The 17,695-nt window shown below is 55.6% G+C and carries 16 protein-coding genes; 10 read left to right on the forward strand and 6 right to left on the reverse strand.

Annotated features, from left to right (window positions below):
- Nucleotides 1-3 precede the first annotated feature (3 nt).
- Entirely contained in the window at nt 4-846 is an 843-nt protein-coding gene (locus OC597_RS01950; RefSeq protein WP_261252630.1) for an aldose epimerase family protein, read from the reverse strand.
- Between the two features lie 216 nt (nt 847-1,062).
- Here OC597_RS01950 and deoC point away from each other — a divergent pair, with 216 nt between their 5' ends.
- The 4 genes from deoC to OC597_RS01970 all read left to right on the forward strand — a co-directional run bounded on the left by deoC (nt 1,063) and on the right by OC597_RS01970 (nt 6,375).
- Nucleotides 1,063-1,743: a deoxyribose-phosphate aldolase gene (gene deoC, locus OC597_RS01955; protein ID WP_262207181.1), complete on the forward strand. Its 681-nt coding sequence runs from the start codon at nt 1,063-1,065 to the stop codon at nt 1,741-1,743.
- 145 nt (nt 1,744-1,888) lie between these two features.
- On the forward strand, nt 1,889-2,653 hold the full coding sequence (gene deoR, locus OC597_RS01960) for a DNA-binding transcriptional repressor DeoR (RefSeq protein ID WP_262207183.1): 765 nt from the start codon (nt 1,889-1,891) through the stop codon (nt 2,651-2,653).
- A gap of 967 nt (nt 2,654-3,620) precedes the next feature.
- Nucleotides 3,621-4,916 carry an HAAAP family serine/threonine permease gene (locus tag OC597_RS01965; RefSeq protein WP_099064171.1) on the forward strand — a complete coding sequence of 432 codons (1,296 nt, stop codon included), beginning with the start codon at nt 3,621-3,623 and terminating at the stop codon, nt 4,914-4,916.
- A gap of 91 nt (nt 4,917-5,007) precedes the next feature.
- Nucleotides 5,008-6,375 carry an L-serine ammonia-lyase gene (locus OC597_RS01970; RefSeq protein ID WP_261424507.1) on the forward strand — a complete coding sequence of 456 codons (1,368 nt, stop codon included), beginning with the start codon at nt 5,008-5,010 and terminating at the stop codon, nt 6,373-6,375.
- 62 nt (nt 6,376-6,437) lie between these two features.
- Here OC597_RS01970 and OC597_RS01975 read toward each other — a convergent pair whose 3' ends face one another.
- A complete protein-coding gene (locus OC597_RS01975) occupies nt 6,438-7,643 on the reverse strand; it encodes a serine hydrolase (RefSeq protein WP_261252604.1) in 1,206 nt (401 codons plus the stop codon).
- Between the two features lie 465 nt (nt 7,644-8,108).
- On the opposite strand from OC597_RS01975, the gene OC597_RS01980 reads away from it, so the two are divergent.
- Both OC597_RS01980 and OC597_RS01985 read left to right on the forward strand, forming a co-directional pair.
- A complete protein-coding gene (locus OC597_RS01980) occupies nt 8,109-9,476 on the forward strand; it encodes a pyridoxal-phosphate dependent enzyme (RefSeq protein WP_261252601.1) in 1,368 nt (455 codons plus the stop codon).
- 17 nt (nt 9,477-9,493) lie between these two features.
- On the forward strand, nt 9,494-10,630 hold the full coding sequence (locus OC597_RS01985; RefSeq protein WP_262207187.1) for a trans-sulfuration enzyme family protein: 1,137 nt from the start codon (nt 9,494-9,496) through the stop codon (nt 10,628-10,630).
- Between the two features lie 190 nt (nt 10,631-10,820).
- On the opposite strand, the gene OC597_RS01990 is transcribed toward OC597_RS01985, so the two are convergent.
- Complete coding sequence (locus OC597_RS01990; protein ID WP_262207189.1) at nt 10,821-11,849, reverse strand: isopenicillin N synthase family dioxygenase; 1,029 nt, start codon at nt 11,847-11,849, stop codon at nt 10,821-10,823.
- Nucleotides 11,794-12,030, reverse strand: coding sequence for a hypothetical protein (locus OC597_RS01995; RefSeq protein WP_262207191.1), 237 nt, complete (start codon nt 12,028-12,030; stop codon nt 11,794-11,796). Before OC597_RS01995 ends, OC597_RS01990 begins: the two co-directional genes overlap by 56 nt.
- A gap of 112 nt (nt 12,031-12,142) precedes the next feature.
- Here OC597_RS01995 and OC597_RS02000 point away from each other — a divergent pair, with 112 nt between their 5' ends.
- Entirely contained in the window at nt 12,143-12,799 is a 657-nt protein-coding gene (locus OC597_RS02000; RefSeq protein WP_176980011.1) for an HAD family hydrolase, read from the forward strand.
- A 109-nt stretch (nt 12,800-12,908) separates the two neighbouring features.
- Nucleotides 12,909-13,529, forward strand: a complete 621-nt coding sequence (locus OC597_RS02005; RefSeq protein ID WP_261252575.1) for a glutathione S-transferase family protein — start codon at nt 12,909-12,911, stop codon at nt 13,527-13,529.
- Nucleotides 13,530-13,558: 29 nt separating this feature from the next.
- On the opposite strand, the gene OC597_RS02010 is transcribed toward OC597_RS02005, so the two are convergent.
- Nucleotides 13,559-14,659, reverse strand: a complete 1,101-nt coding sequence (locus tag OC597_RS02010) for a PQQ-dependent sugar dehydrogenase (RefSeq protein ID WP_314733023.1) — start codon at nt 14,657-14,659, stop codon at nt 13,559-13,561.
- A 131-nt stretch (nt 14,660-14,790) separates the two neighbouring features.
- Between OC597_RS02010 and OC597_RS02015 the strand changes: the two genes are divergently transcribed.
- Together OC597_RS02015 and corA are read left to right on the forward strand one after the other, a co-directional pair.
- Nucleotides 14,791-15,210: a GNAT family N-acetyltransferase gene (locus OC597_RS02015; protein ID WP_262207192.1), complete on the forward strand. Its 420-nt coding sequence runs from the start codon at nt 14,791-14,793 to the stop codon at nt 15,208-15,210.
- An 11-nt stretch (nt 15,211-15,221) separates the two neighbouring features.
- A complete protein-coding gene (gene corA / locus OC597_RS02020) occupies nt 15,222-16,202 on the forward strand; it encodes a magnesium/cobalt transporter CorA (RefSeq protein ID WP_261284087.1) in 981 nt (326 codons plus the stop codon).
- A gap of 39 nt (nt 16,203-16,241) precedes the next feature.
- Here the strand turns inward: corA and OC597_RS02025 are convergent, their stop codons facing one another.
- The gene (locus tag OC597_RS02025) at nt 16,242-17,624 is read right to left on the reverse strand and encodes a sodium:solute symporter family protein (RefSeq protein WP_261252566.1); all 1,383 of its coding nucleotides are present in this window, start codon (nt 17,622-17,624) and stop codon (nt 16,242-16,244) included.
- Nucleotides 17,625-17,695 lie beyond the last annotated feature (71 nt).

Below are 17,695 nucleotides of genomic sequence, written 5' to 3' on the forward strand. Positions count from 1 at the left end.
CTATCACACCACGCCGGTCGTCACACAAAATTCACGTGTTTTTCCCGCCCCGATCATATTCCCCGGCTGCTCACTCTGCCCCTGTGGGCTGCAGGTGGCTGGCTGAATGAACCTGAACAAGCGCTGGTTTCCCTGTTGTGCGATAGGGCGCAGACCATAGTTGAACTGCTCTGTGGAAAATCGTGTGACGTAGCGCCTTCCCTTTGACGCCAACATAAAGAACTCGGCCTGATCGACATACAGTGACAGATCGTCCGAACACTGTACGCCTTGACCGGCGATGATCCCCGGTGGTGTCAGTGCCGGCGTCGGTAAGTTCTGCCGGAACACCGCCGCGGGAATGCAGCCATAGTTAAGCTGGCAAACATAACTTAGCGGCAGGGGGTGATCGGCAAGGTTGGTGATTTGCATATCAATCGAGAATTGCGCGCTGTCCGCCGTCAAGCGTACCGCCGGGCGCAGTCGGCAATGTTGATGAGCAGACTCCCCACTGCCGTACAGCGTCAACGTATCGCCCTCGACCTGTAACCACACCAGCTGCATGTCTGATAATGGGTCCCCCAGGTGTGGCCAGGGTGAATGAAAGGCAACATTGCCCCCCGGTTTGCCTACCGGCATTCTGCTACTACGACGGCCCGACTTCAGCGAGTAGCCATCAAAATCGGCATCCCAAATCGTCAGAGTGCGGTAAGGCAACACTCGTAGTGAGCCGCGGCTGTTTGCCAGCGTCAGCGTCGGCCCTGCTGTTTCACAGTTAAAAGTGGTGACCACAAAATCCGCATTGCGGAAAACGTCTTCTGGTTGCGCTCCGAACTGCTCTGGCGCCAGATTTATTATCATATCCATACTTCCCCCCTGGGTGTTCACGCGAGGTATCCCGCGGCCAACGCCTGAAAATGTTACTTAAATAACATTCCATCCATCCCCACGTTATACGCACAACAGCCAAAAAACGATGATCTGGGTATAATTTTTAAAACATCACTATGTTTACCGCCAATGGAATGTTACTATTCTAACATTATTCACATCCTGCTTTGAAAACCTGACTAAGGAATCGAGATGACAACCGAAAACATTGATTACGCCCGCTATGTCGATCACACCCTGCTGGCGATGGACGCCACTGAAGAGCAAATCGCCAAATTGTGTGAAGAAGCACAGCAGCACAACTTCTACGCCGTCTGCGTTAACTCTGGCTATGTGCCACTGGCGGCACATCTGCTGCAGGAAAGCGAAGTGAAAATCTGCTCAGTGATTGGTTTCCCACTGGGTGCCGGTCTGACCGTAGCCAAAGCCTTCGAAGCTAAAGCTGCCATTGCCGCCGGCGCGCAAGAAATTGACATGGTGATCAACGTGGGTTGGCTGAAAAGCGGCCTGCTGGATGAAGTTAAAGCCGATATCGCCGCCGTGCGCGAGGTTTGCGCGGCGATCCCGTTGAAGGTAATATTGGAAACCTGCCTGCTCAGCGATGCGCAGATCGTTCAGGTTTGCGAAATGTGTCGCGAACTCGATGTGGCCTTCGTTAAAACCTCAACCGGGTTCAGCACTGGCGGAGCTCGTGAAGAGCACGTCAAACTGATGCGCGCGACAGTGGGCAGTGAGATGGGTGTTAAAGCATCCGGCGCCGTGCGCGATCGCGCAACCGCCGAGAAGATGATCAAAGCAGGTGCGACTCGTATCGGCACCAGCTCTGGCGTAGCCATCGTTTCTGGTGATCAGGCTGCCGCCAGCAGCTACTGATAACCTGAGGCGTCTCAGTACCGGGCGCGCGCCGTGATAATCTGATGCGGGGTAATAAATCCAGCCGATGGCTGGGTCCCTATTACCCCGCATTTGTGTGTTCAGCCCTGGAGAAACTCTCTTAACCCTGTGGGAAGACAGACAGATGGAAACACGGCGCGAAGAACGTATTACTCGATTAGTGCAGGCGTTAAAGCGCTCTGACAAGATCCACTTAAAAGAAGCCGCCGTCCTGTTGGGCGTGTCAGAAATGACCATTCGCCGCGATCTCAGCGCAGAACCGGCTGCCGTGGTGGTGCTGGGCGGTTACGTGGTGGCCGATCCACGCAGTAACGGCGTCACCCACTATTTTGTTTCCGATCAAAAAGCCAAACAGGTCACGGAAAAGCGGCGTATCGGCTTGCTCGCCGCGCAGCTTATCAGTGAAAACGACACCGTGTTTTTCGACTGCGGCACCACCACCCCGGCGATCATCGACGCCATTGCCGACGACCTGGTGTTCACCGCGGTCTGCCACTCGCTGAATACTTTTCTGGCGTTACAGGACAAACCGAACTGCAAGGTGATCCTGTGCGGCGGCGAATTCAAACCGAACAACTATATTTTCACCGCCGTCGGCCGCCACAACGAGCTGGATCATATCTGTCCCAATATCGCCTTTATCTCCGCCGCCGGTTTGAGCCTACAACAGGGTGCCACCTGCTTTAACTTTGATGAGCTGGAGATGAAGCACCGGGCGATAGGAATGTCACAACAAAAAATTCTGGTGGCTGACCACAGTAAATTCGGTAAAACCAAACCCGCCTGCATTGGACCACTGACCCAATTCGATCGGGTGATCACCGATCGCCAGCCTGGCCCGGAGTTTGCGGAATTTTTCAGCGAAAATGCGATCGCCATTCGTTTTTAATCTGCACCCTACCGTCGGCCCCGGCCGGCGGTGCCCCTCATTAGCCCCTTCTTGCCCGACAAAAACAGGACAAATAATGCGCAATTGATTCAATTATTTTCTTATCCCCACGCGATATCAGGTTAATAAATTGAAACAGTTTCTCAGGCTTATTCCTTCCGTACAGATAAATCCGACTTAATATTACTTTCTCACCGGTGTAACTGCGCTTTTATATGATAAATCGCATTAACGTCCACATGATAAATATCAACAATCACGCAACCAATGCGCTTTAAATATAACCAATCCAGCTTATTTATATGATGAATGGTTAAGCATTTTTCTCCGCTAGCCAGTTAAGTAGTTTACCCGCGTTATTAGCTGGATATTTTAAATAAAGCCATTAAAAACAATGCCTTGAATAAAATTCCGCTTAAAATCACAATGTGATCTGTGTCACTAAAACCGCTTAATCCGGGTTTTTAGCTAGATTCAAACCCCTGCTTAAAATATATTGCTCGACTTGCTGACAACGGCAGCGTTTTATCTGGTTACAGATTGTTCGCGCCAGATAAACTCTGAAACATTGATGAGAGCGTTTTCAGCATGAAATCTTACACAAGTGCGCAACATATGCATGAAAAACCAATAAAAAGGCAGTTATCCGCACACATTACGCATTTGAGAGCATGATCACGGTTGTTTCTACTGTAAATCGTTATCTTGCCGCCAACGAAAATCGGCAGGCAATGACCTACCGGCAGCAGTACCGATACGATGTCCTCAACGGGCTAAATATCATTTGATTAATTATCCGGCACAGTGGCCAACGGTAATTAGATTATTAAACAACCAGGGGGCACCCACTATCCCCGCAAGCTACATCTGATTCTTACCGATGCCGTCATCTGATATTGCGTCATTCGGTCTTAACCTTAAGTTTTGCCTTTAATTTTAAATTAGCGTGTTCACTTCGGAGATATTTATGGACACTACACAGACCGGCACTATTGCCTCTGCGGCTTCTGGCTCTACCAGTACCTGGCGTAAAACCGACACCATGTGGATGTTGGGCCTGTACGGCACCGCGATCGGCGCGGGCGTTTTGTTCCTGCCAATCAACGCCGGTATCGGTGGTTTGATTCCCCTGATCATTATGGCCATCATCGCTTTCCCGATGACCTTCTTCGCTCACCGTGGCCTGTGCCGCTTCGTGCTCTCCGGTAAAAATGCCGGTGAAAACATCACCGAAGTGGTTGAAGAACACTTTGGTATCAGCGCCGGTAAGCTGATCACCCTGCTCTACTTCTTTGCTATCTACCCGATCCTGTTGGTTTACAGCGTCGCCATCACCAATACCGTCGACAGCTTTATTACCCACCAATTGGGTATGACTTCGCCACCACGTGCCATTCTGTCGCTGATCCTGATTGTCGGCCTGATGACCATCGTGCGTTTCGGTGAGCAGGCTATCGTGAAAACCATGAGCATCCTGGTCTTCCCGTTTGTCGCCGTGCTGATGCTGCTGGCCCTGTACCTGATCCCGAACTGGACCACCGCAATCTTCGAGAACGTTTCTCTGTCCGGCGCAGGCACGGGTATGGGTCACGGTCTGGTTGTCACCCTGTGGCTGGCAATTCCGGTGATGGTGTTCTCCTTCAACCATTCACCTATCATCTCCGCATTTGCGGTGGCCAAGCGTGAAGAATACGGTCAGGAAGAAGCCGAGAAGAAATGCTCACGCATTCTGGGCTTCGCTCACATCATGATGGTGTTGACCGTGATGTTCTTCGTGTTCAGCTGCGTGCTGAGCCTGTCGCCGGAAAACCTGGCGGAAGCCAAGGCGCAGAACATCTCCATTCTGTCTTACCTGGCTAACCACTTTAATAACCCGATGATCGCCTACATCGCGCCGGTTATCGCCTTTATCGCCATCACCAAATCGTTCCTCGGCCACTACCTGGGTGCACGTGAAGGCTTTAACGGTCTGATCGCCAAGTCGATGAAGAGCCGCGGCAAGACCATCAGCACCAACAAACTGAACCGTATCACCGCCCTGTTTATGCTGGTGACCACCTGGATTGTTGCGACCCTGAACCCAAGCATCCTCGGCATGATCGAGAATATGGGTGGCCCAATCATTGCCATGCTGCTGTTCCTGATGCCGATGTACGCCATCCGTAAAGTGCCGGCAATGCGCAAATACAGCGGCCACATCAGCAACGTGTTCGTGGTAGTGATGGGCCTGATCGCCATCTCCGCAATCCTGTACAGCTTCTAATTAAGCCCAGCCGGCGCACCTGCGCCGGCTTCTCTGCACGGCCCTCCCTTTCCTGCATTAACGCCTAACACCTGAAGAAGGAGGCGAGACCATGGTCAGCGTTTTCGATATTTTCAAAATTGGTATTGGTCCATCCAGTTCCCACACCGTCGGCCCGATGAAAGCCGGCAAGCTGTTTGTCGATGAATTGATTGCCAACCAGCAGTTAATGGATACCACTCGTGTGGTGGTGGACGTCTACGGTTCGCTGTCGCTGACCGGCAAAGGTCACCACACCGATATCGCGATTATCATGGGGTTGGCGGGTAACCTGCCGCACGACGTAGATATCGACGGCATTGCCGGTTTTATCCGCGACGTTGAACAACGCGGTCGGCTGCTGCTGGCCAAGGGTCACCACGAGGTGGATTTCCCGCTGCAGACCAGCATGAACTTCAGCAAGGATAATCTGCCACTGCATGAAAACGGCATGCGCATCAGCGCCTTCGCCGGTGAACAGCAGCTGCACAGCAAAACTTATTACTCTACCGGCGGCGGTTTTATCGTCGATGAAGAAAATTTCGGCCTGGCCGCAGCCAACCCGATTCAGGTGCCCTTCCCGTTCAACTCGGCGCGTGACTTGCAGCAACACTGCAAAGACGCCGGCCTGTCGCTGTCCGGTCTGGTGATGCAAAACGAATTGGCGCTGCACAGCAAGGCCGAGATCGACGCACACTTCGCCGACGTTTGGCAGGTAATGCGCGCTGGTATCGAACGTGGCATGAACACCGAGGGCCTGTTGCCCGGCCCGATGAAAGTTCAGCGCCGTGCCGCCGCTCTGCGCCGCCTGCTGGTGACCGGTGACAAGAACAATATTGATCCGATGAACGTCGTCGACTGGATCAACATGTTCGCCTTCGCCGTTAACGAAGAGAACGCTGCAGGTGGCCGCGTGGTGACCGCCCCGACCAACGGTGCCTGTGGCATCATCCCGGCGGTGCTGGCCTATTACGACCAGTTTATTCGTCCGGTCAACCCGAATTCCTACAGCCGTTATTTCCTGACGTCCGGCGTGATCGGTGCGTTGTATAAGATGAACGCTTCGATTTCCGGTGCCGAAGTGGGCTGTCAGGGCGAAGTGGGCGTCGCCTGCTCAATGGCAGCGGCAGGGCTGGCAGAATTGATGGGCGGCAGCCCGGCACAGGTTTGCATTGCGGCGGAAATCGCCATGGAGCACCACCTGGGGCTGACCTGCGATCCGCTGGCCGGTCAGGTTCAGGTGCCCTGTATCGAGCGTAACGCGATTTCCGCAGTGAAGGCGGTCAATGCCGCACGCATGGCGCTGCGTCGTACCAGTGAGCCGCGCGTATGCCTGGATAAGGTGATCGAAACCATGTATGAGACGGGCAAGGACATGAACGCCAAGTACCGCGAGACCTCGCAAGGCGGGTTGGCGATCAAGGTTGTGGCCTGTAACTGATAAAAAAAGAGGGCGCAATCCTGTGGACTGTGCCCTCGTCTTAAAGCTTATTGCTGTTGTTCTTAACCGAACACGCTACCGAACCACTGGGTCAGCTTCATCATCACCATGTCCCAGATACGGCTAAAGAAGTTCCCTTCTTTCACTTCCTGCATCGCCACCAGCGGATACTGCTCAATGGTTTTACCGTCGAGCTGGAAATCAATGGTGCCGACTACCTGATTTTTCGCTAACGGCGCTTCCAGCGTTGGCTGGTTCAGCTTGTAACTGGCCTTCAGGTTTTTCATCTGCCCTTTCGGGATGGTGACAGCGGCGTCTTTCGCTACGCCCAATGGCACTTCGCCAACGTCGCCAAACCACACTTTCTGGGTCACGAACGGCTTGTCGGTTTTGATTGGCGTGGCGGTTTCGTAAAAGCGGAAGCCCCAGGTCAGCAGTTTTTCGCTTTCGCTAAAGCGGATACGGTCGCTCGGCGCGCCCAACACCACCGAAATCAAACGCATCGGCCCGTCAGTGGCAGAGGCCACCAGGTTATGGCCGGCACCGCCGGTGTAACCGGTTTTGATACCGTCAACGCTCAGGTTGGTGCTCCACAACAGACGGTTGCGGTTAACCTGGCGGATCTTGTTGAAGGTGAACTCTTTTTCTTTGTGCAGCGCGTACTCATCCGGCACATCGCGGATCAGCGCCTGGCTGAGCAGTGCCATATCGCGTGCGGTACTGTACTGCCCTTCCGCATCCAGACCGTGCACCGTCAGGAAATGAGTATTCTGCAGGCCCAGCGATTTGGCGTAGTTGTTCATCAGGCCGACAAACGAATCCTGACTGCCCGCGACATAATCGGCCAAGGCGATGCTGGCGTCGTTACCCGACTGAATGACGATGCCCTTGTTCAGTTCCATCACCGGCACCTGATCGCCCGGCTTGATAAACATCAGCGAGGAACCGCGCAGCGCCGGGTTGCCGGTAGCCCATGCGTCTTTACCGACGGTCACCATATCTTCTGGCTTGATCTTGCCGGCCTTGATCGCCTGGCCGATCACATAGCTGGACATGATCTTGGTCAGGCTGGCGGGATCGAGTCGGGTATCGGCATTGCCCTCCGCCAGGATTTTACCGCTGTTGTAATCCATCAGCACATAGGCCTTGGCGTCCACCTGTGGCGCTACCGGCGCTTCAGCCGCCTGAACAACAGGGACAGCCAGCAACAGTATGCTGACGCTAAAAGTTAATTTTTTCAGGGTGGTAGGTAAGTTTCTTTTCATCATGACGTCGCCAGAGTGTCCATTCAAATCATTGAAATAGCGTTAACTTTCAAACATATTCACGTTTTCAGCCAACCAGCGAGAGTGGCCCGGCACGCGTTTGCCAACCGCAATCCCCCTGCGGCCCCAGAACGAGTGAGCAGCGCACCGAAAATGCCCTTGCTGTGAGTTTATTAGATTCATCTTATTTTTGCAGGGTTTAGCGTGAATTTTCAGCATTTTTACATAACTGTACGCTGTTACGCGCAATTTGGCTGAAAAGCCAGCCGTACGTGGATTTTTTATACTGTCCACGGCTACACGGCCAAACATCCAAACCGCTGTACATCTGTGTCTCCATACGTCTAAATAAGATTAATATATTCCAAAAAGGCATATTGAACGGTTATTTGTTCTTTTTAATGAGCTTATTGGCAGCGCTATCATCCGGATAACGGCGTTTAAACCGAATTATTCTGGAGATCCTTCATGGCCATACCGCATTCCGTCATCGATATGATCGGCAACACCCCGATGCTGGAACTGACCCAGTTCGATACCGGCCCCTGCCGGCTGTTCATCAAACTTGAGAATCAAAATCCCGGCGGCTCAATCAAAGACCGCGTGGCACTCTCGATGATCGAACAGGCAGAACGTGACGGCAGCCTGCAGCCCGGCGGTACCATCATTGAAGCCACCGCCGGCAATACCGGCCTCGGGCTGGCACTGGTGGCGGCCCTGAAGGGGTATAAGCTGTTGCTGGTGGTACCGGACAAGATGAGCCGCGAGAAGATTTTCCATCTGCGCGCACTGGGTGTGGAAGTGGTACTGACCCGCTCCGATGTGGGCAAAGGCCACCCGGCTTACTATCAGGATTATGCCCAACGTCTGGCGAGTGAGACCCCCGGCGCTTTCTATATCGATCAGTTTAATAACCCGGCCAACCCGGCGGCCCATACCCGCACCACTGCGCCGGAGCTGTGGCAGCAGATGGAGCATCAGGTCGACGCCATCGTGGTCGGCGTCGGTTCTGGCGGCACGCTGGGCGGTCTGAGCCACTATTTCGCCGAGGTATCGCCACAGACCGAGTTTGTTTTGGCTGACCCTGCCGGTTCGATCCTGGCGGACTATCTCGATAACGGCCAGATAGGTGAGGCTGGCAGTTGGCTGGTAGAAGGTATTGGCGAAGATTTCGTCCCGCCGCTAAGCGACTTCAATCAGGTGCGTAACGCCTACCGCATCGGGGATGCCGAGGCCTTTACCACCGCGCGCGATTTGTTGCGTAAAGAAGGCGTATTGGCCGGTTCATCCACCGGCACCCTACTGGCTGCCGCGCTTCGCTATTGCCAGGCGCAGACCGAACCAAAACGCGTGGTCACCTTCGTCTGCGACAGCGGCAATAAATACCTGTCTAAAATGTATAACGATCACTGGATGCTGGAACAGGGCCTGCTGAGCAAGCCACAGCACGGTGACCTGCGCGATCTGATCGCCTACCGTCATGACGAAGGCGCTGCGGTGTCGGTGGCTTCGGAAGATACCCTGGCGATCGTCCATGCCCGCATGCGGCTGTATGACATTTCACAGTTACCGGTGCTGGAGGGCGATCGGGTAATCGGCCTGATCGACGAGTGGGATTTGCTGAACGCCGTGCAGGCGGACGCCAGCCACTTCAGCCTGCCGGCCTCCCGCGCCATGACCCATTCGGTCAAAACCTTGCAAAAAGAAGCCAGCTATCAGGATTTGCTCGCCACCTTCAATCACGGCCACGTGGCGGTGGTGCTCGACGGCGAGCGCTTCCTCGGTCTGATTACCCGCACCGACGTGCTTAACGCCTGGCGCCAGAAATTACGCTAATAAATAAGGAAAATTGTATGGCCAAGTTTGATACGTTGACCGTCCATGCCGGCTACACGCCGGACGCTACCGGCGCAGTGATGCCGGCCATTTACGCCACCTCCACCTACGCCCAACCGGCGCCGGGCGAGCATACCGGCTATGAATATTCGCGCAGCGCCAACCCGACGCGCACCGCACTGGAGAGCGCCATCGCCGAACTGGAAGGCGGCAGCCGCGGGTACGCCTTTGCCTCTGGCCTGGCGGCCTGTTCAACGGTGCTGGAGCTGCTCGACCAGGGCAGCCATCTGGTGGCGGTTGACGATCTGTACGGCGGGACCTATCGGTTGTTGGAAAAAGTGCGTAGTCGCACTGCTGGCCTGCGGGTCACCTATGTTTCCCCGGCGGACATTGCCGCGCTGGAGCAGGCGATCGAACCGGATACCAAAATGATCTGGGTAGAAACGCCGACCAACCCGCTGTTGAAACTGGCGGATCTGAGTGCGATCGCCAAAAAACACGGTTTGATCAGCGTGGCGGACAACACCTTCGCCTCGCCTTATATTCAACGTCCGCTGGAGCTCGGCTTTGACGTGGTGGTGCATTCGGCCACCAAATACCTCAACGGACATTCCGACGTGGTGGCCGGCGTGGCCGCAGTAGGGAATAACCCGGAGTTGGCCGAACAGTTGGGCTTTTTACAAAACGCGGTAGGTGGCATTCTCGATCCGTTCAGCAGCTTCCTGACGCTGCGCGGCATCCGCACGCTGGCGCTGCGCATGGAGCGTCACAGTAACAGTGCCCTGCGTATCGCCCAGTGGCTGGAAAGCCAACCGCAGGTAGAAGACGTCTACTATCCGGGCCTGCCGAGCCACCCGCAGCATGGGTTGGCGGCAAAGCAGATGAGCAGCTTTGGCGGCATGATTTCAGTGCGGCTGAAAGGTGATGATGCCTTTGCCCGTCGGGTGATCAAGCGTTCTCAGCTGTTCACCCTGGCAGAAAGTCTGGGCGGTGTGGAAAGTCTGATCAGCCAGCCATTCAGCATGACCCATGCGTCAATCCCGCTGGAGCAACGGCTGAAAACCGGCATCACGCCGCAGTTGCTGCGCCTGTCGGTGGGCATTGAGGATGCGGAAGATCTGATCGCCGATCTGCAGCAAGCGCTGGCGGAATAATCGCAGCCCTCGGGTTAAAATGAGAAGGCCTGGCTAGGTGCCAGACCTTTTTCAGTTGCCTTTCAGTTTGAGATACCCGGGCCTAGCGCACCGAGGGGCACTCCGGCAGCTAAAGCTGCTACGACCCCTTCGGCACGCTCTCCCTAATAACCGACATTATCAGTCGTCTGAATTCGGACCCTTTTGTTTTTCAAATTCCGGCACCAATAACATCCTGATAATAGCGCTGCGCCACGTCGGGATGAGAGCGAATGCGTCCCTTCAGGTAGTTAAAGCCCACCTCACGCAACAGCGGATTATGCGGATCGCTGGCCGGTCCGTGCGCCTCGGTAGCCAGATTTTCAGGCAATTGATACAGCGGCACCACCGCATCCAACCGTGCCCCGAGGAAGAAGGCAATCGACAAGCGGTCGCTGCCCGCAGGCGGTGTCTCTACCCGATGCACCGTGGCACGCAGATAGCCGTTGGTTGCCAGCTCCAGCAGCTCACCGATATTCACCACAAAGCTGTCTTCAAGCGGTTCGGCGTCAATCCATCGCCCTTCGTCAATTTCAACCTGCAGACCCTTTTGCTGGTCCTGCAACAGAAAGCTGAGAAATCCCGAGTCTTTATGGGCACCCACCCCCTGCCCGCTGGCGGTCGCCTCACGCCCCGGATAACGGATCAGTTTGATATGTTCATTGGGTTTGTCGCCGTAGAGCGCATCAAATGCCTGCTCCGGTAAAGAAAGTGCCAGGGCAAAAGCGCGCAACAGACGCAGCGACATGGCGGTCATCGCCTGCTGCCACTGCAACAACAGCGGCTTCAGTTCGGGCAGTGCATCAGGCCATTGATTCGGCCCCTGTAAACGCGCCCAACGCGGGGTCTCATTGGCCAGTTGCAGCGCAGGACGTTCCGCGCCGATATCAAACTGCTCACGCCAGTCCGGCTGCCCGCGTGTTAGTTCGGCCGCTGCACGGTTATAACCGCGAAAGTGCGGCGAATGTACCATCTGCACCGCCAGCTTATCGGCTTCCGGCAGGGCAAAAAATTGCCTGGCATACTGCTGCAATTGAGCATTCAACCTGCTATCTACGCCGTGTCCGCGCAGATAGAAAAAACCTGCGTCACGCGCTGCCGCACGCAGCCCATCAAGGAATGCCTGCCGCTGCCGCGCGTCGCCGTCAAGCTGCGAAAGATCCAGCAGCGGCAGCGTCTTCAGCGTCAGTGGTGGTGTCATTATCCTGTTCCTCTTCATCCCCGATAAAAACCGGGCCGCTATAAAGGCGAATTATCAGCATCTTTAACTCCTGGATGGCCAGTGCATGGTCCCTATAGTTACCACCCCGCCAGCGATGCCAGCCAATATTGTTGCGTTCTAAGTTATGCAAAGCTTCAACAAAGTGTCGCAAAACTGTCATCAATGTTTCTTATGCTCTGCGCAATTTGTTCGTCGCCACTGGCTGGCGGCTTACGCTATCCGCTATTCTGTATACACCCCCATTTCACTCCCTGCCTGCCGGAGAAATACTGATGGATTTAGCCTTATTCGACCTGGATGAAACCCTGATTGATGATGACAGCGCCAGCCTGTGGATGCGCTGGTTAGTCACCGAGGGGTTTGCGCCGGCGGAACTGGAACAGCAGGAACAGCAACTGATGCAGTTCTATTATCAGGGCAAGCTGTCGATGGAGGATTACATGCAGGCCACACTGGCCCCGCTGGCCGGTCTGAGCACCCAGACGGTGGCCGGTTGGGTGCAGCGTTATATCCGCCGCGATATTCTGCCACGCGTCTACCCCGCCGCCCGTGAACGCCTGCTATGGCACCGTGAACGCGGCGACTGCATTCTGGTTATTTCCGCCACGGGCGAACATCTGGTTGCGCCAATAGCCGCACAACTGGGTGCCGACGGCGCGCTGGCGATTGGTGTTGAAGTGCAAGACGGCCGCTTCACCGGCAACACTTACGGCACCATGACCTACCAGCAGGGCAAGGTGATCCGCCTGAAAAAGTGGCTGGCCGAACACCCAGAGCTAAGCTTTGAACACAGCCATGGCTACAGCGATTCCCTCAACGACAAGGCGATGCTGGAATATGTCGACAGCGCCACGGTGATCAACCCGGACACGGAGCTCAATGCGCTGGCAGTCGAAAAGGGTTGGGAGATTTGCCGCTGGGAGCGCTAAATGACAATCCGGTCGGCAAAAAATGCCTTCCGGTGTGACAACCGCTGAATTGTGGCGTACGAATAACAGCTTGGGTTAATTCACCCGTATCCGTATAAAGAGGCGTTCTATGCTGACCATTTGGGGTCGTGAAAATTCGAACAATGTCAGGAAAGTGCTGTGGTGCGCCGCAGAGCTGGAGCTGAACTACAGCCATATCAATGCCGGTGGCGCATTCGGCAAGGTGAACGACGAGCTCTACCGTTCATTAAACCCGAACGGCCTGGTGCCGTTACTGCAGGACGGTGACTTCGTGCTGTGGGAATCCAACACCATAGTGCGTTATCTGGCGGCGAAATTTGGTAGTGAACCGTTCTACCCGCAAGATCTGCAGGCACGCGCCAGCGCTGAAAAATGGATGGACTGGACCACCGCTACCATCGTCAGCCATTTTAGCGTGGTGTTCTGGGGCCTGGTGCGTACCAAGCCAGAACTGCGCGACATGGCCAAGATTGAAGCGGCGATCGCCACGCTGGAAAAACACTTCGACATTGTGGAAGAAACCCTGGGCCGCCAGCCTTACCTTTCCGGCGAGTCGTTCGGTATCGGTGACATCCCACTCGGCAGCTTTGCTTACGCCTGGTTCTCAATGCCGATTAAGCGCCAACCCCGTCCGAACATGGAGCGCTGGTACCAGCAGTTAACCACACGCCCCGCTTATCAGCAGGGTGTGATGAGTGAGTTAACCTGATTTTTCTGCGCCCCTCCCGGGGCATTTTTTTACGACGCCCCGACCTTCAGCAGCTTACCGTCACTCTCATCCGTCAGCAGGTAAAGATAACCATCAGGTCCGGTGCGCACTTCGCGAATGCGCTCGCCTTGATCGGCCAGCAGCCGTTCTTCCCCCACAATTTTATTACCGTCCAGCGTCAGGCGGATTAACTCTCTTTGCGCCAACGCGCCAATAAACAGCGAATGCCGCCAGGCAGGGAAGCGTTGCGAATCATAGAACGCCATGCCGCTGATACCGGGCGACACCGGCCAATGATGCAGCGGCGGTTCGGTGCCGGCCACTTTCTGCCCTTTAGCCTCCGGGATCGCCAACCCGGAATAATTAATGCCATAGGTGGCGATCGGCCAACCGTAGTTTTTCCCGGCCTGAGGAATATTGATCTCATCCCCGCCGCGCGGACCATGTTCGTGCTCCCAGATGGCACCGCTCCACGGATTCAGCGCCAATCCCTGTGGATTGCGCTGGCCATAAGACCAGATTTCTGGCCGCTTACCGGCCTGACCGACAAACGGATTATCCGGCGGTACGGCCCCCTCGGCGGTTAACCGCACAATCTTGCCCTGCAGCTTGTCCAGATCCTGCGCCGTCGGCCGCTGGTTATTTTCGCCCAGTGCGATAAACAGATATCCCTGACGATCGAACGCCAGCTTTCCACCGAAGTGATTACCGACCGACAACTTCGGCTGCTGACGGAAAATCACTCTGAAGTTTTCCAGCCGCCGGCTGTCGGCGCTTAGCTGCCCGTAACCCACTGCGGTCCCCGCCTTGCCATCTTCCCCCGCTTCGGCAAAGCTGAGGTAAACCCGCCTGCTGTCGGCAAAATCCGGCGCCAACAGCACTTCCAGCAGGCCACCCTGCCCCTGGGCATACACCTGTGGCACGCCGCCAATTGGCGCTGACAGTCCCTTATCTTGCTGCCATAGCCGCAGACGGCCCGGTTTTTCAGTGATTAACATTCCCCGATCGCCAGGCAAAAACGCCAGCGACCATGGGTGTTCCAATTTATCCTGTAATTGCGTGACCGTCGGCGCGGCGTGCAACAGACCACTGAACATCAGTAAAGCGGCCATCATGCTCAATCGGGGCATAGCGTCCTCCTGGACAGAAACTGACCCACTTAGTGTAGCCCAGTAGGATGACTCCCACGTTTGTTTTAAATTTCAACATGTTGCCTTTTCCACGGACTGTGCTTAAGTTAAGGGTTCACCAAGGAGGAAACATGAGCATCACCGTCACCGAAACCCCTGACGAGGAAACCCTCAACACTATCCGTTTGGGGTTACGGGCCCACAACAGCCCATATATCGACCCTACCCAACGCAAACCCCTTGCCGTCTATAGCCAGGATAAGACCGATCGGGTAGTTGCCGGGCTAACCGGCGAGACCTGGGGCAACTGGCTGAGTGTTGACTGGTTGTGGGTGGCGGACTCGCAGCGTGGCTGTGGAACAGGACGCAAAGTCTTGCTGGCCGCCGAACAGGAAGCCATTGCACGCGGCTGCTGTTATGCCCGCCTGGAAACCTTCAGCTTTCAGGCGCGGCCGTTCTATGAAAAACTCGGTTACCGCTTGCAGATGACGCTGCAGAATTACCCGATAGAACACGAATGTTACTTTCTCACCAAAACTCTTATTGAATAGCAGGTGGCTTGATGGAAACCGCAACCATGGTTGTGAATTGCGTGGCATACAAGGCCGGTCAACGGCTGGGCGAAGTGACCATTGATGATATCAGTGAGGTGGTCAAACAGCCGGACACCTTCGTCTGGCTCGGGCTGTGGCAGCCGGAGGACGCCTTTATGCGCAAGGTGCAAGAGGAATTTGGGTTGCACGATCTGGCGATTGAAGATGCCCTGTGCGCCCACCAGCGGCCAAAGCTTGAAGCCTACGGCGATTCGTTGTTTATCGTGGTCAAAACCGCGCAATGGGGCCAGGACGAAGTCGAGTACGGCGAAACCCACTTTTTTGTCGGCAAAAACTTTCTGGTCACGGTACGCCACGGTGACTCACCCAGCTATGCACCGATCCGCGCCAAAGCTGAAGAAAACCACAAGCAAATGTGCCGCGGTCCGGGTTTTGCCTTGTATTCGGTGATGGACTTTGTGGTAGATAACTACCGCACCGTGGTGGCAAAGTTCGAGACGGATATCGAAGCCATCGAAGCCAACATGTTCAAATCCGAGTTTGATCAGGCCGCCATTGAGAACGTCTATACCCTGCGTCGCCATCTGCTGGCGCTACGCAATGCGGCGATGCCGATGGACGAAATCTGCAATCAGCTGATTCGCCTGCATGAAGAGGTGATCCCAAAAGAGCTGCGCGCCTATGTACGCGACGTGCAGGACCATGCTCGCCAGGTGGTCAGTAACATCGACGATATGCGAGAAATGCTGACCAACGCCATGCACGTCAATCTGGCACTGGTCACGGTAAAACAGAACGAAGTGGTAAAACGGCTGGCGGGCTGGGGGGCGATCCTGGCGATCCCTACGGTGATATTCAGCCTGTACGGCATGAACTTTGCCAATATGCCGGAGCTGAAATTCCCCTGGGCCTATCACACCATTCTCGGGGTCACCGCCGTCGGCTGCTTCTTCCTGTACCAAAAACTGAAGAGATCCGGCTGGCTGTAGCCGGTGATGGGGCTGCACGTCACAGCCCCATTTTACCCATTACTCGGGCTGAACCTGCGGCTGCAGGCTGGGTCGGGTCAGCAGGCTGCCAATCAGAAAGGCTGCACCGCCCGCCAGCAGGCCACCGTAGATCGGGCTGTTGGCCTCAATGCCCTGGTAATACATTAACCCCAGCACGCACAGGCTGCCGGTCAGCATACTGGCAATAGCCCCGGTGCTGGTGGCGCGCTGCCAGAAAATGGCGCCGATCAGTGGGATTAGCATACCGCCCACCAGCAGGTTATAAGCCAGCGTCAGCGCCATCATCACGTCCCGTACCACAAACGCCAGCCCCAGCATAATGCAGCCCATGATCAGTGTCGTGAATCGCCCGGCCGCCAAACCACCAGAGGGCCGCTTGCGGATCGCCGGCAGCACGTCTTCCAGCGCGATGGTTGAGGACGCCAACAGACAGGCGCTGGCCGTCGACATCAGCGCCGCCAACGCGGCAGCCGCCACCAAACCGCTGACACCCGCCGGTAACACCGCCTGAGCAATGGCGGCAAAAGCGCCATCGGTATTACTCAGTTGCGGCAGTACCAGCTTACCGGCCATGCCAATCAGAGCGCCGGTCACGCCATACAGCACGCAGTAAACCCCAGCCCCCAGCCCGGCGTAACGGGCAATTTTGGTGCTGCGGGCGGTAAATACCCGCTGCCAGATATCCTGACCGATCAGAATGCCGAAGAAGTAGATCAGGAAGAATACCAGGATGGTATCCAGTCCGATTGACGACAGCTGGTAGTAGCTGTCCGGCAGTTGGCTGCTGAACACCGCCCAGCCACCGGCCTTGACGATGCTCATCGGCATCAATACCAGCATCATGCCGACGGTCATAATAATAAACTGGATGATGTCGGTCAGCGTCAGTGACCACATGCCGCCCAGCGTGGAATAAAGCACCACCAAACCGCCGCCGAGCAAAATTGAAACGGTGAACGACAGATCAAACATCACCTGCATCACGCTGCCGATGGCGATAATCGAGGTGACCGCCACCATCAAATCATAAGCCAGCATAATGGCACCGCTGGTGACTCTGGCCGCCGGATGATAGCGCCGTGCCAGCACCTGACTGACGGTGTAGAGCTTTAGCTTGAGCAGCGGTTTGGCCAACACCATGCTCAACACCACAATCCCCGCGCCCAGCGCCCCGCACAGCCACACCCCCGAGATACCGTAGGTGTAACCCAGCTTGACGCTGCCAATGGTTGACGCGCCCCCCAACACCACGGCGGACAGCGTGCCCAGGTACAAACAGGGCCCCAGATTGCGGCCGGCCACCAGATAATCTTCTTTGGTGGTAGCCCGGCGAACGCCAAGCCAGCCCACCGCCCCTATCACCAAAAAGTAAAACACCACTACCAGCAGGTCGAGATTCATCAGTCACTCCGCATGCTTGTTATTATTCGGTCTCTGGCGCAACGGCTCCGCCGGTCAGGGTATGGCGAGGC

The sequence above is a fragment of the Serratia proteamaculans genome, from assembly GCF_946227095.1.
Lineage (GTDB): Bacteria > Pseudomonadota > Gammaproteobacteria > Enterobacterales > Enterobacteriaceae > Serratia > Serratia proteamaculans_E.